General features: G+C 59.8%; 15 protein-coding genes. 10 read left to right on the forward strand and 5 right to left on the reverse strand.

All coding sequences use genetic code 11. The features are described 5' to 3' along the window. The first annotated feature begins 424 nt into the window (after positions 1-424). The 4 genes from FHT93_RS08635 (at position 425) to FHT93_RS08650 (ending at position 3907) form a co-directional block, all read left to right on the forward strand. Positions 425-718, forward strand: a complete 294-nt coding sequence (locus tag FHT93_RS08635) for a metalloregulator ArsR/SmtB family transcription factor (RefSeq protein WP_112543601.1) — start codon at positions 425-427, stop codon at positions 716-718. 2 nt (positions 719-720) lie between these two features. Continuing rightward, entirely contained in the window at positions 721-1887 is a 1167-nt protein-coding gene (locus FHT93_RS08640) for an MFS transporter (RefSeq protein WP_112543600.1), read from the forward strand. 24 nt (positions 1888-1911) lie between these two features. Further along, positions 1912-3036 carry an alkene reductase gene (locus tag FHT93_RS08645; protein ID WP_183847108.1) on the forward strand — a complete coding sequence of 375 codons (1125 nt, stop codon included), beginning with the start codon at positions 1912-1914 and terminating at the stop codon, positions 3034-3036. Between the two features lie 73 nt (positions 3037-3109). Beyond that, positions 3110-3907 carry an aminoglycoside phosphotransferase family protein gene (locus FHT93_RS08650; RefSeq protein ID WP_183847110.1) on the forward strand — a complete coding sequence of 266 codons (798 nt, stop codon included), beginning with the start codon at positions 3110-3112 and terminating at the stop codon, positions 3905-3907. Position 3908: 1 nt separating this feature from the next. Here FHT93_RS08650 and FHT93_RS08655 read toward each other — a convergent pair whose 3' ends face one another. Next, positions 3909-4928, reverse strand: coding sequence for an NAD(P)H-binding protein (locus FHT93_RS08655; RefSeq protein WP_183847112.1), 1020 nt, complete (start codon positions 4926-4928; stop codon positions 3909-3911). 89 nt (positions 4929-5017) lie between these two features. On the opposite strand from FHT93_RS08655, the gene FHT93_RS08660 reads away from it, so the two are divergent. Next, positions 5018-5938, forward strand: a complete 921-nt coding sequence (locus FHT93_RS08660) for a LysR family transcriptional regulator (RefSeq protein WP_112543597.1) — start codon at positions 5018-5020, stop codon at positions 5936-5938. 25 nt (positions 5939-5963) lie between these two features. Here the strand turns inward: FHT93_RS08660 and FHT93_RS08665 are convergent, their stop codons facing one another. Further along, positions 5964-6245: a DUF2188 domain-containing protein gene (locus FHT93_RS08665; protein ID WP_112543596.1), complete on the reverse strand. Its 282-nt coding sequence runs from the start codon at positions 6243-6245 to the stop codon at positions 5964-5966. A gap of 239 nt (positions 6246-6484) precedes the next feature. Here FHT93_RS08665 and FHT93_RS08670 point away from each other — a divergent pair, with 239 nt between their 5' ends. Continuing rightward, on the forward strand, positions 6485-7579 hold the full coding sequence (locus tag FHT93_RS08670) for a calcium:proton antiporter (RefSeq protein ID WP_183847114.1): 1095 nt from the start codon (positions 6485-6487) through the stop codon (positions 7577-7579). Between the two features lie 123 nt (positions 7580-7702). Here the strand turns inward: FHT93_RS08670 and FHT93_RS08675 are convergent, their stop codons facing one another. Next, a complete protein-coding gene (locus FHT93_RS08675; protein WP_007824321.1) occupies positions 7703-8905 on the reverse strand; it encodes a pyridoxal phosphate-dependent aminotransferase in 1203 nt (400 codons plus the stop codon). A 384-nt stretch (positions 8906-9289) separates the two neighbouring features. Between FHT93_RS08675 and FHT93_RS08680 the strand changes: the two genes are divergently transcribed. The 3 genes from FHT93_RS08680 to FHT93_RS08690 all read left to right on the forward strand — a co-directional run bounded on the left by FHT93_RS08680 (position 9290) and on the right by FHT93_RS08690 (position 11171). Next, on the forward strand, positions 9290-9586 hold the full coding sequence (locus FHT93_RS08680) for a hypothetical protein (RefSeq protein ID WP_113208170.1): 297 nt from the start codon (positions 9290-9292) through the stop codon (positions 9584-9586). Continuing rightward, complete coding sequence (locus FHT93_RS08685; RefSeq protein ID WP_183847116.1) at positions 9576-9908, forward strand: sortase; 333 nt, start codon at positions 9576-9578, stop codon at positions 9906-9908. The genes FHT93_RS08680 and FHT93_RS08685 overlap by 11 nt, the downstream gene beginning before the upstream one ends. Before the next feature lie 108 nt (positions 9909-10016). After that, entirely contained in the window at positions 10017-11171 is a 1155-nt protein-coding gene (locus FHT93_RS08690) for a PQQ-dependent sugar dehydrogenase (protein ID WP_183847118.1), read from the forward strand. Here the strand turns inward: FHT93_RS08690 and FHT93_RS08695 are convergent. Both FHT93_RS08695 and FHT93_RS08700 read right to left on the reverse strand, forming a co-directional pair. Continuing rightward, on the reverse strand, positions 11168-11650 hold the full coding sequence (locus tag FHT93_RS08695) for a DUF3052 domain-containing protein (RefSeq protein WP_112543591.1): 483 nt from the start codon (positions 11648-11650) through the stop codon (positions 11168-11170). The genes FHT93_RS08690 and FHT93_RS08695 overlap by 4 nt on opposite strands. Beyond that, a complete protein-coding gene (locus FHT93_RS08700) occupies positions 11590-12153 on the reverse strand; it encodes a DUF1176 domain-containing protein (protein WP_183847120.1) in 564 nt (187 codons plus the stop codon). Before FHT93_RS08700 ends, FHT93_RS08695 begins: the two co-directional genes overlap by 61 nt. 105 nt (positions 12154-12258) lie before the next feature. Here FHT93_RS08700 and FHT93_RS08705 point away from each other — a divergent pair, with 105 nt between their 5' ends. Beyond that, entirely contained in the window at positions 12259-13149 is an 891-nt protein-coding gene (locus FHT93_RS08705; RefSeq protein WP_183847122.1) for a DMT family transporter, read from the forward strand. The last annotated feature ends 203 nt before the right edge of the window (positions 13150-13352 follow it).

A 13352-nucleotide genomic window follows, 5' to 3' on the forward strand; every position in this document is an offset into this window, starting at 1 on the left:
CCCTCTGGAGGTTTTTGACCTTCACACTTATAAAGGGCCCTGGTTTTCCGGTGGCCCTCTTTTTTTGCCCGATTTTTGCTTTTTGCCTGAATTTTTATCGGAAGATACCGCAGTGCGGAAAAATTTTGTGCAGCGCATAGCTGGCATGCACAAAAGGCTATTGAAAGCTGCACAAAGAACCACCATATCGCTCATAGCCGATGCAATTCGTGGTTCTCTCCCAGTGCCACCGCGTTGGCTGTTCCCCTCTGGAGGTTTTTGACCTTCACACTTATAAAGGGCCCTGGTTTTCCGGTGGCCCTCTTTTTTTGCTTAAGATTTAAGCAGAGCCAGGAAATCAATCGCTCACGCCTCCGTGATTTGCATATCGAAAATCATCGATCCATATATCGGGAAAATCCGATTTATAGTTCGATGAACGACGATGGACAAAGACGAGATTCTCAAGGCCCTGGCCAATCCTGCCCGGATGGACATCCTCAACTGGCTGAAGAAACCGGAAGAGCACTTTCCGACGCAGGAACACCCGTTTGAAATGGGCGTCTGCGCCAGCCAGTTCGAACGCTGCGGCCTTTCCCAATCCACTGTTTCCGCCCATCTTGGTACCCTGCACCGCGCCGGCCTCGTTACCAGCAAGCGTGTCGGCCAGTGGATCTTCTACAAGCGCAATGAAGAAACGATCGCTGCCTTTCTCCAGCAGCTAACGCAGGATCTCTAGTCATGCCCCTTGCCCTGCTCGTCCTTGCCTTGAGTTCATTTGCCATAGGCACCACGGAATTCGTCATCATGGGCCTCCTGCCCGAAGTCGCCGCCGATCTTTCTGTGACGATCCCCCAGGCTGGCTGGCTGGTGACGGGTTATGCCCTAGCCGTCGCGCTCGGTGCGCCGATCATGGCGGTCTCCACCGCTAAGCTGAAGCGACGCTCGACGCTCATCATGCTGATGGCCTTCTTCATCGCCGGTAACCTGCTCTGCGCAATCGCGCCCAATTACTGGGTGCTGATGATCGCCCGCATCGTCACCGCGCTTTGCCATGGCGCCTTCTTCGGCATCGGCTCGGTGGTCGCCGCCAATCTTGTGAGCGAAGACCGCAAGGCCCGCGCCGTCGCCCTGATGTTTACCGGCCTGACGCTGGCAAACGTTCTCGGCGTTCCAACCGGCACTGCCATCGGCCAGGCTTTCGGGTGGCGCTCCACCTTCTGGGTCGTTACCGCCATCGGCGTCGTCACCATTGCCGGCCTGATCGCCATCCTGCCGCGCGACAAGCAGGAAACGCAGAGCAGCATCCTGCGCGAGATCGCGGCATTGAAGAACGTCCGCCTCTGGATGGCGCTCTCGGTGACCGTCTTCTTCGCGGCCTCGATGTTCACGCTCTTCACCTACATCGCCCCGCTGTTGCGTAACGTGACCGGCATCTCGCCGGAAGGCGTCACCTGGACCCTGTTCCTGATCGGCATCGGACTGACAGTCGGCAATCTCATCGGCGGCAAGCTTGCCGATTGGCGGCTTGGAGCCACGCTTGCCAGCGTCTTTGCTGTAATCGCACTCACCTCCGCAGTCTTTTTCTACACCAGCCGCTTCGTTATCCCGGCCGAGATAACGCTCTTCCTTTGGGCTGCCGCAACCTTCGCTGCGGTCCCTGCCCTGCAGGTCGGTGTCGTCGGCTTCGGCAAGGATGCGCCAAACCTCGTCTCGACCATCAATATCGGCGCCTTCAACACCGGCAATGCGCTGGGCGCCTGGGTCGGCGGCATGGTCATCAATGCCGGTCTCGACTTCGTTCATGTTCCCCTCGCCGCTGCCGCCATGGCCCTGATCGGCCTCGCAGCGACGGCGCTCACCTATCTCTCCGGCCGGGCACAGACTAACCCCGCTACCGCCGAGTGATCCCCCAAGCAGAAAGGACCTTCCATGGCCAAGCTTTTCCAGCCGACGCAGGTCGGCGATATTTCCCTCAGGAACCATATCGTCATGGCGCCGCTCACCCGTAACCGCTCGCCGGGCGCAGTCCCGAACGATCTCAATGTCGAATATTACCGCCAGCGCGCTACAGCCGGCCTCATCATCACCGAAGCGACCGCCATCACGCATCAAGGCCAGGGTTATGCGAACGTTCCCGGCCTCTACAGCAAGGAAGCGCTCGACGGCTGGAAGCGCGTGACGGATGCGGTCCACGCCGGAGGCGGCAAGATCGTTGTGCAGATGTGGCATGTCGGACGCATCTCCCACAACACGCTGCAACCCGACAATGCCAAGCCGGTCTCCTCGACCAACCGCATCGCCAAGGCCAAGACCTATCTCGTCAATGCAGACGGCACCGGCGCCTTCGCCGAAACGTCCGAACCGCGTGCACTCGAAACCTCCGAAATCCCCGGCATCATCGAGGATTACCGCAAGGCCGCCCGTGCTGCGATCGACGCCGGCTTCGATGGTGTCGAAATCCACGGCGCCAACGGCTATCTGCTCGACCAGTTCATGCGTGATGGCGTCAACGACCGCGCCGATCAATATGGCGGCTCGATCGAAAACCGTGCCCGTTTCCTCTTCGAAGTCGTTGAAACCGTGACCAGGGAAATCGGCGCGCGCCGCACCGCGATCCGCATCTCGCCGGTGACGCCGTCGGGTGAATCCTATGATTCAAACCCGCAGACACTCTTCACCCATGTCGTTGAAGGCCTTGCCAGGTACGACCTCGCCTATATCCACGTCATCGAAGGCCAGACCGGCGGCGAGCGTGATTATCGCCAGGGCGACAACCCCTCCTTCGACTACAAGGCACTGCGCGCTGCCTATGAAAAGGCTGGCGGCAAGGCTGCCTGGATGGTCAACAATGGCTATGTCAGAGACATGGCGATCGAAGCCGTCGAAAACGGTACGGCCGATCTCGTCGCCTTCGGCAAGCCCTTCATCTCCAATCCTGATCTCGTTGAGCGTCTGGAGAAGAATCTTCCGCTGAACCCACCGGACCAATCGACCTTCTATGGTGGCGATGCCAGGGGCTATGTCGACTACCCCTTGCTTGAAAAGGTCGCCTGATCCTTTTCGCCGAAGCGAAATCCCGCCATCCGGCGGGATTTCCATTCGTGACCATTGCCGCTAGCATGCGCGCATGTTCTCACCCTATCTCGAACGCTGGTCGCTTACCTCGGACGGCGAACCCATCATCACCCATTCGAGCCGCCTCCTGCCGGTCACCTGGCAGGACAAACCCGCCATGCTGAAATTCGCAACCGACAGCAGCGAGCGCGAAGGCGCATTGCTGATGAAATGGTGGGATGGTGACGGCGCGGCCAAGGTCTATGCGCAGCAGGACGACGCCGTTCTTCTCGAGCGCGCGGCCGACAGGCACTCGCTGCTGGAAATGGCCCTGAACGGCGAGGATGATGAAGCAAGCCGCATCATGGTGCGCACCGCAGCAAGGCTGCATGCGCCGCGCCCTACGCCTCTCTCCGGTTCCCCGACACTCGAGCGCTGGTTCCGCAGTCTGGAACCGGCAGCGCGCACCCATGGCGGTACGTTTGTCGATAGCTGGAGGATCGCCAACAGCCTGCTCGCAACACCGCAACAGCTCAGCATTCTCCACGGCGACATCCACCACCGCAACATCCTCGATTTCGGCGAACGCGGCTGGCTGGCGATCGATCCCAAGCGGATCTACGGCGAACGCGGCTATGACTTTGCCAATATCTTCGCCAATGAAGACCTGCCGACGACGACGGATCCCAAGCGGCTCCAGCGCCAGCTTCCGATTGTCTCCAAAGAGGCAGATATCGAACCGTCAAGGCTGCTCAAATGGATCGCTGCCTATTCCGGTCTTTCCGCTGCCTGGTTTCTTGAAGATGGCGACCACGCCTCGGCGGAAAAACCTCTGACGGTTGCCCGTATCGCCCTCGCGGAACTGGGCTAGCTTAATTTCCGATCGTGAGAGAGTGCGCTGGCGTCGCTGCAGAATGCGGTTCCGGCAGAGATCCCTGCGCGATGAGGGTTGCGCGCACGGCCTCGTCGATCGGCGTATGTGGCTCGGTTCCGATTTCGGCCACCAGCTTGTCGTTCCTCATACGCACCGTCACCTTCCACAGGTAACGCATCTCCTTCAGCTCATGCATGACGGTCATAAAAGGAGCGAGCAGCGGTACAATGAACCAGGGGAAGCGACCGATCTTTGCCGCGCCGCCGGCAACACGCCGGACAGCCTCCGCCATCTGCTGGCCGTCACCATCCCAGAAGCCGTTCAGGTGATAACAAGCGAAAGCTGGCAGGCGCGCTGCCCGCTCGACGAGTTGCACCATCGTCTCGGCAACATCGGGCAAATAGGCCCATTGGTGACCAATGCCCGGTCTCGCCGGATTCTTGATCGTACCAACAGGCTTGCCCGGCGTGGCGAAGGCGGCGGAGAACCAGCTATTGCTCGTCGCGCCCGGCCCGAAGAAATCGCCGGCGCGAACGATGATCACACCTATGCCGGTCTCTGAAGCCGCCTTCAGACACTTCTCCATCTCGACACGTATCTTGCCCTTCTTCGTCACCGGATGCTGCGGACTATCCTCCGTCACAACGGGAAACGCATCGGGCCCGAAATTATAGACGGTGCCCGGCAGCACGATGCGGGCGCCAACGGCACGAGCTGCGGCAATCGTATTATCAAGCATCGGCAGAACCAGCTTCTCCCAGTCGCGATAACCGGGCGGATTGACGGCATGCACGATAAGGCTGGCACCCTCAGCCGCCTTGCGCACATCCGCCGCATTCATCGCGTCCCCCTGCATCCAGTCGAAACCCTGCCCGCTCGCCGATGCTTTCGCGGCGTTGCGGTTGAGCGCCCTCACCGTCCAGCCGCGGGCCTGCAGCTTGCGGGCCACCGCACCGCCGATGCCGCCGGTAGCGCCGAGAACCAGCGCCAGTTTCTTATCCTGATATTCACTGCTCATGATCATCTCCTTGTTCGATGAGACGACTATGCCTTCTATCCACGATAAACAAAATTGACGAAATAAGTTCCGTCGCTATACATAATTATATGGATACCGAACCAAGCTGGGATTTCTATCGCTCTTTCCTCACTGTCCTGCGTCAGGGATCGCTCTCGGCTGCCGCGCGCGAACTCGGCCTGACCCAGCCGACGATCGGCCGTCATATCGACGCGCTGGAGCAGGCTGTCGGTGCGGAGCTTTTTACCCGCTCTTCGAATGGCCTGCTGCCGACCGATATGGCGCTCGACCTGAAACCCTATGCCGAGACGCTCGCAACGACGGCCGACGCCTTCCTGCGCACGGCATCCAGCCGGCGCGACAGGGTGGAAGGCACCGTGCGCATCAGCGCCAGCGAAGTGATCGGCATCGAAGTGCTGCCGCCGATCATCGCCGATCTGCAGGAGGCCTATCCGGGTTTGCAGGTGGAGCTGTCGGCATCGGATGCGCTGGAAGACCTCATGAACCGGGAGGCGGATATTGCCGTGCGTATGACCGAGCCGCAGCAGGATGTGCTGCTGGCGCGGCGCATCGGCGATATCCCGCTCGGCTTCCACGCCCATCGCCGCTATCTTGAACGCCACGGCACACCGCAGACAATGGCCGATCTCACTGGTCATCGTATCATCGGCTTCGATCGGCAGACGGCCTATATCCGCATGATGCGCAAGCTCTATCCGGCAGTTGACGAACTCGCTGCGGCCTTTCGCACCAGCAATCATCTCGCCCATCTGGCCGCGATCCGCGCCGGGATAGGCATCGGCATCTGCCAGACGGGGCTCGCCCGCCCGAACCATGATCTCGTCCACATTCTGTCGGATGAATTCGAGATGCGGCTTGGCACGTGGGTTGTCATGCACGAGAGCCTCAGGACCTCGCCGCGCTGCCGCGTAACCTTCGACGCGCTGGTTGATGGTCTGCTGAGCTACATCAAGTCATGCAGGGGAAACGCGCGCCTGATGACGCGCTGAATGAGGTCAGAAAATCGGCGGGAGATCAGGGCTCGGGGGAAACCTCGGGCGAACGGCTCTTGGTGAACCCGTCCACAACCTCGGTTTCGGGACGATCGCCACCTTCGGCATATTCCTCGTGCCACTTGCCCTGCGCGTCCTGCCAGCTGATCTCAGCGGAGTCGCCGCCGACCTGCTGCTCGGCCGCAACGATGCGGGCAGCTTCTAGCGCCTCGGAGTGGCTCGGAAATGCCTCGGAATAGACGTCTCCAAGCTTGTAGGCCCAGCCGCCGTCATGCGGTACGACCTCATAAACCACCTTGACCATGCATGTGTCTCCTCTTTCTTCTCGTTGCGCATCCGTAGGCTCCCGGATCATGTCCGGTTCAGCGCGGGCCGCTTGAGAAGATTTCGAGGACGCCGCGATCTGGGTTCGGCTGCCGTATGAAAAGCAGTATTTCATTAATCGTCACAGACTGCAAATTCCATCAGTTACGACTCTGCTTGCCTAGAAAAATCACCGGCTTAGATTCCCGGAGGGAATCAAACTCGGCGCTGGCGGTAGACATGGCATTGCATCTTAAGGAAGAAAAATTCTTGATCGTGGCGGTCGTGGTCGCGATCATCGCCTACATGCTGGAGCATTCGGTCATGGAGGCCGGCCGGACCATGGCGCTTGTCGCGGCCGCCGCTCTGATCGCGACCATTGTGCTCGCCTCCATGCGCGTCGCCCATCACGCCGAACTGTTGGCCGTCAAGGTCGGCGATCCCTACGGCACCATGATCCTGACGCTCTCGGCCGTCGCCGTTGAAGTCATCATCCTCGCCATCATGATGAGCGGCGAGGAAACGTCGCCAACGCTCGTGCGCGATACGATCTATTCAGCGCTCATGCTCGATATCAACGGCATCCTAGGCCTGGCCGCGCTGCTCGGCGGCCTGAAACATGGCGAGCAACCCTATAACGACAATTCCGGCAAGACCTATGGCGTGATGATCCTGACCGCCATGGGCATCTCGATGATCGTTCCGGAATTCGTGCCCGACGACAAATGGCACTATTATTCCGGCTTCACCATCATTGCCATGATCGCCCTCTACGGCCTCTTCCTACGCATGCAGGTCGGGCAGCACAGCTATTTCTTTTCCTACAGCTATCCACGCTCGGAACGGCAGAAGGAGCGTCCCGAAGAACACCACGACGAGGGGTCGGTCGCGACCTCGATCACCATCATCCTGATCGGCGTGGTCATCATCGGTGCGCTCGCCGAGTTCATGTCGGGCTTCATGAATGAGGGCCTGCGGGATAGCGGTGCTCCTGTGGCCGTGACCGCGATCGTGGTTGCCGCTATATCCGCCGCTCCTGAAATTTTGACGGCCCTGAGGGCCGCACTCCGCAACCGCATGCAGGCAACCGTCAACATCGCCATGGGCGCATCCCTCTCGACGGTGATCCTCACCGTGCCGGTCATGGAAGCGATCGCGCTCTATACCGGCCAGCCGTTCATCATGGCCATGTCGCCGGTCCAGACGGTGATGGTCATGGTCACGCTGATCGCCGCGGCAATCAACCTCAACGACGGCGAAACCAATGCCATCGAAGGCATGACACACTTCATCCTCTTCGCCACGTTCATCATGCTGACGGCGATCGGACTTTGAACCTGAAATCAGCGACTTAGCGCCAAGAGCGGAATCGCTTTCGAAGCACGTTGAATCAAAAAGTGAGACAAAGAAAAAGCCCGCCATCTCTGGCGGGCTTTTCGATAGGGCTGATGCTGCCGATCACTTGCAGGCGCCGCAGAAGCGCTGGATGCGGCGGCAAGCTTCCTCAAGCAATTCTTCCGACGTCGCATAGGAGATGCGGAAGTTCGGGCCGAGGCCGAAGGCCGAGCCATGAACGACGGCAACGCCTTCCGATTCCAGCAGTTCGGAAACGAAATCCTCGTCCGTCTCGATCACCTTGCCGGACGGGGCTGTCTTGCCGATGAGACCGGCGCAGGACGGATAGACATAGAAGGCGCCTTCCGGCACCGGGCAGACGATGCCCTTGGCCTGGTTCAGCATGGAAACGACGAGGTCACGGCGGCCTTCGAAGATCTTCTTGTTCTCGGGGATGAAGTCCTGTGTGCCGTTCAGCGCTTCGACGGCCGCCCACTGGGCGATCGAGGTCGCACCCGATGTCTGCTGCCCCTGGATCATGTCCATGGCCTTGATCAGCTGGATCGGGCCTGCCGCATAACCAATACGCCAGCCGGTCATCGCGTAGGCCTTGGAGACGCCGTTCATCGTCAGCGTGCGGTCGTAGAGCTTGGGCTCGACTTCGACGGGCGTGACGAATTTGAAGTCACCATAGGTCAGGTGCTCGTACATGTCGTCCGTCAGCACCCAGACCTGAGGATGCTTCATCAGCACGTCCGTCAGTGCCTTCAACTCGTCATGCGTATAGGCAGCGCCCGTCGGGTTGGACGGCGAATTGAAGATGAACCACTTGGTCTTCGGCGTGATCGCCTTTTCGAGATCGGCGGGCTGGAGCTTGAAATTATGCTCCTGGGTGGCCGAAACGAAAACCGGTGTGCCGCCGCAGAGCGCCACCATCTCGGGATAGGATACCCAGTAAGGCGCGGGGATCACGACTTCATCGCCGGGGTTCAACGTCGCCATGAAGGCGTTGAAAAGGATCTGCTTGCCGCCCGTGCCGACAATCGTCTGCTCCCAGGAATATTCCAGACCGTTCTCGCGCTTGAATTTGGCGGCAATCGCCTTACGCAGCTCGGGGATACCGGATACCGGCGTGTATTTCGTTTCGCCGCGATTGATCGCGTCGATCGCCGCTTTCTTGATATTCTCGGGCGTATCGAAATCGGGCTCGCCGGCGCCAAGGCCGATCACGTCGCGTCCTTTTGCTTTCAGTTCGCGCGCTTTCTGAGAAACGGCGATGGTGGCTGAAGGCTTCACGCGGGAAAGGGCATCGGCAAGGAAGGCCATGATATCGGTCCTACAAGGTTGAAACGGGCAGAAGGCCGGGACCGGAGTTCTGCGCTAAGCTCTATGTCCAATGTATGACATCATTTCAAGCGCAAAGGCATGATTGCCGCGATGATTCTTATTGATCAATTGCCGCATCTGCGTCTGGAAATTTGAATGGAGCTTTGAAGTGGCGCTGCGGGTGGCCGACCCACGCACACGGGAAGTTGATTCAATTTCTGAGGTCGGCCCTAATTTATTACTAAAAATCAAGGTTATCGCCCGTTTACCATTTGCCATGAATAAGCCGCAACAAATGCCGTGGCGCGCCGCAATTCGGTCGTGAGAGTGCCGAGATCGAAACGATATTCTCCGCCATCCGACACTGGTTATTGAGGGCATACCATGTTTCTGGAAGACGAACGCGCGGCAGAACGCCTGCGTGCAATCCGGGTTTCCCTATCGCTGATGGTGGCAGTCATTGCTTTTGCAAGTTGCATCGTCGCGACGTTCTGCCTGTTTTCGGCCGCCGAAGCAGGGCCGGCCATGGCCTCCAGCTCCCTCAAAACGTCCTATGCCGATCAGAAGATCCTTGATGGCGCAACCGTACTTTTGGCCGCGTTCGTCGCCGCGAACGGACTTGCCATCTGGCTGCGCCGCATCAAGGGCCGTCTCTCGGAGGGGCCGCGCCATGTCCGTTAAGCCGCAGCGGTCCGGCTGGACCGAGGAAACGGGCTCGTTCGAGCCGCTGCCGACCTATCTCGAACTGGCAATGGCTGCCGCGTCTGCCCATGAGGCCCCGCCTTCACCGCCGAGACCTCGCCTCCCCGGGCTTTCTGTCGTCGAAAAACTGGTCGCCGTCGGCATCGTTTGCCTCGCCTTCTACGGCATGGCCCTGATCGGCTGCGGCCTCTTCCTGAAAGCGGAAGCAAAGCGCACCGGCTTCATCACACAGCGGATGATGAGTGCGGAGCTGCAGGATGCCGATTTCGATATCCGCTTCTCTCCCCGCATAATCAACTGACCCGCACTCGTTCAACCCGAGAACACAAAACCGTTATGAGCGGCGATTGCGGTTGAAGCGCCCCATGCCCCGCGCCAACTTCCCCTCAAAATGACGACGGGGAATATGATGGATACGATCTCGCCATTCCGTTTTATCCTGCTCCTCGGCGGGGCCATGGCTTTTTCGGGGCCAGCCCTTGCCCAGATTGGAGACATTGTCAGGACAAAGGAAGTTTCGGTTCGAGTCGAAAAGCTCGCCGAAGGGCTCGAGCATCCGTGGGCGGTCGAGGTCCTGCCCGATGGCAGCTATATCGTCACGGAGCGACCGGGGCGGCTCCGCATCATCCGTGACGGCAAGGTTTCCGATCCGATCCGCGGCGTGCCAGAAGTCAGCGCCCAGGGCCAGGGCGGCCTGATGGATGTCGCCCTCGCCCCGGATTTCGCGACCAGCCGAAAGCTTTATCTGACCGCTGCAACCGCCAGCGACCGGGGTTCGGGCACAGAGGCGTTCAGCGCAACACTTTCCCCGGATGAAAAGAGCCTCGAGAACGTCACGCCGATCTTCACCATGCGGCGCTTTACCCGCGGCAACATCCAGTATGGCTCGCGCATCGCGATCGCCCCAGACGGCTCGCTGTTCATCAGCGTCGGCGACCGCGGCAACCGCAACCGCTCGCAGGATTGGAAGGATGATGCCGGCTCCATCGTCCATCTCAACGCCGATGGCAGCATTCCCGCCGACAATCCCTTCAAGGATAGCAATAAGGTCCTGCCGGAAATCTGGTCCAAGGGTCATCGCAACCCGCAGGGCATCACTTTCGACAGCGCCGACGGCAAGCTCTACACTGTCGAACATGGCGCGCGTGGCGGTGACGAGATCAACAATCCCGAACCCGGCAAGAATTACGGCTGGCCTGTTATCACCTATGGCCGCGATTATTCCGGCGCCAAGATCGGCGAAGGAACAGCCAAGGAGGGCCTCGAACAGCCCCTGCATTACTGGGACCCGTCGATCGCCCCGGGCGCCCTCGTCGTCTATCGCGGCAAGATGTTTCCGGAATGGAACGGCAATTTCATCGTCGCAGCGCTGAAGTTCCAGTTGCTGTCCCGCATGCAGCGGGATTCGAGCGGCGCCTTCACCGCTGAGGAGCGCTTGTTTGAGGGTGACTATGGCCGCATCCGGGACGTCATCGTCGCCCCCGATGGCGCATTGCTGATGGTGACCGACGAGAATGACGGCGAACTGCTCCGGGTTTCCCGCGCTGAAAGCCGGGCCGGCTAGAGCGCGTTCCGCAACTCCTTGCGGATCATGAATTTCAGCCCGGACCAGACATCATCGACAGCGCAGACTTTGACGTCGACGAGACCTGTCGGCAACAGGACCTCCCTAAGGGCGTCCTCGGTGATGCTGGTCGGGACTTTCGAACTCTTCTTCGGCCAGGATATCCAGACCATGCCATCCGGCTTGATCGCGGAAAACAAAGCCGCTGCCATGTCTTCCAGCACCGCGCGCTGCGTCTCAAAGATATGGACATAGTCGAACTGCCGATGAGACCCTTGCGATAAGATACGTGCGACCGAAACAAAGCCCTCGAACTCGTCGATCTCCTTCAGCCCATCGGGGACATTGACGAGCAAAGCCGCCTGCCCCGCTTTAAGCCCCAGCTTCTTTGCGAGCGGCGTGCCGGAATAGCCTGTCGTCATTGGCGCTTCCACACGAGCGGCCACGTTGCCGGACCGCCGTCGGCCCTGGCATCGCATTCTTCCTTGATGCGCACTTCCTCGAGAACGAGAAAATCCGTGCTATCGAGCCCGGCGGCACGCCACGCATAATAGCTGCCGCAATCGCCCAGGCCGCGCCCCTTCAGCAAAGAGGTGAAGCGTCCTTCCGCAGCGTCGTAGCGGATATTGACGGCCGTATCGCCGGTCGTTTCCGAAAACTTCAGCGGAAAGACCGTTCGAGAAATCCGGTCGCCGTAACCGCCATAGATCGCGAAAGGCATGTTGTAGGCGCCGGACTGGCCGCAAGGCACGATGATCAGTCTCTTCCCGGTCTCGCCGGTCACTTCGAAAGCATCGCCATAGGCTAGCCGCTGCTCTTCGATGTGGCAGTCGCCGTCATCGGGCTCGACATCCGCGCGCACCACATCGGGCAAATCGGCAAAGTGTGCAATCGGCCGGACGGGTGATGAAGCCTCGGCCGAAACATTCCCGGGCCCAGCCAGGGCAGCTGCCGTAACGGCCGCAATCAGTTGCCGCTTCATCCGTGCCTCCGAACCATTTGAGGAATTCCCATCCTTGTCGAAAAGAGATGCGCCTGCTAACCCGGCAACACAACTCTTAAATGCTTCCCGAACATCGAGGGCGAGATGACGCGCGTTCAGGCGAACCTCCTTCTATTGCTTGCAGCTGCCATCTGGGGCGGCGGCTTCGTCGCGCAGTCGACGGCAATGAAGGCGATCGGCCCCTTCTGGTTCATCGGCCTGCGCTTCGCCATCGCCGCATTTGCCGCCCTGCCTTTCACACTGATCGAAGCGCGCAAGGCGAAGGTCGCAACCAGCCACCGGCATCTCGGCCTCTATCTGATGATCGGGCTGGCGCTCTTCGGCGGTGCTTCGACACAGCAGATCGGCCTGCAGACGACGACCGTCACCAATTCCAGCTTCATTACCGGGCTCTATGTGATCTTTGTGCCGCTGATCGCAGTCTTCTTCCTGCGCCGCTCGCCGCACTGGATCATCTGGCCGGGCGCCATCATGGCCGTATCGGGCATCTACATGCTGTCGGGCGGCCAGCTTTCGGCCCTGACGGTGGGAGATCTGCTGACGGTCGTCTGCGCCGTCTTCTGGTCGATCCAGATCACGCTTGCCGGAACGACGGTCAGCGAAACGGGACGGCCGCTTGCACTGTCCAGCGCCCAGTTTGCGGTCACGGCAGCCTGTGCGCTCATCATCGCCGCCCTTTTCGAACCGGTGAGCCTGACAGATATCCGCGTGGCTGCACCCGAAATCCTCTATGTCGGTATCTTCTCCTCGGGCGTCGCCTTCGTGCTGCAGGTCGTCGCCCAGCGCTACACGACGCCATCACAAGCGGCGATCTTCCTCTCCGCCGAAGCGCTGTTCGGCGCCACGCTTGCCGCACTTCTTTTGGGCGAGAGCATGCCGCCACTCGGCTATATAGGTTGTGCGCTGATGTTTATCGCTATGCTTGTAGTCGAGCTCGTGCCCGAAATGACCCGCCGCCGCTCCCCCACGGCCTGAACACGCGTCCATTTATGGGGCGTTCAGTACCATCTGAAATTTTTTTTAAGCCAACAACAAGACGCGCTAGCGTTGCATTTTTGGTAAAATCTGCCCGGAACTTATATTGCAGACGATATAAAACGTTAATCAATTGCTCCCGACGAGGATTTTTTGGCGTTTTTGCGAAAACAGGCCATATTTGCGGGGGTCTTCTTAGGAAC

Source organism: Rhizobium sp. BK379 (assembly GCF_014193955.1).
Classification (GTDB): Bacteria; Pseudomonadota; Alphaproteobacteria; order Rhizobiales; family Rhizobiaceae; genus Rhizobium.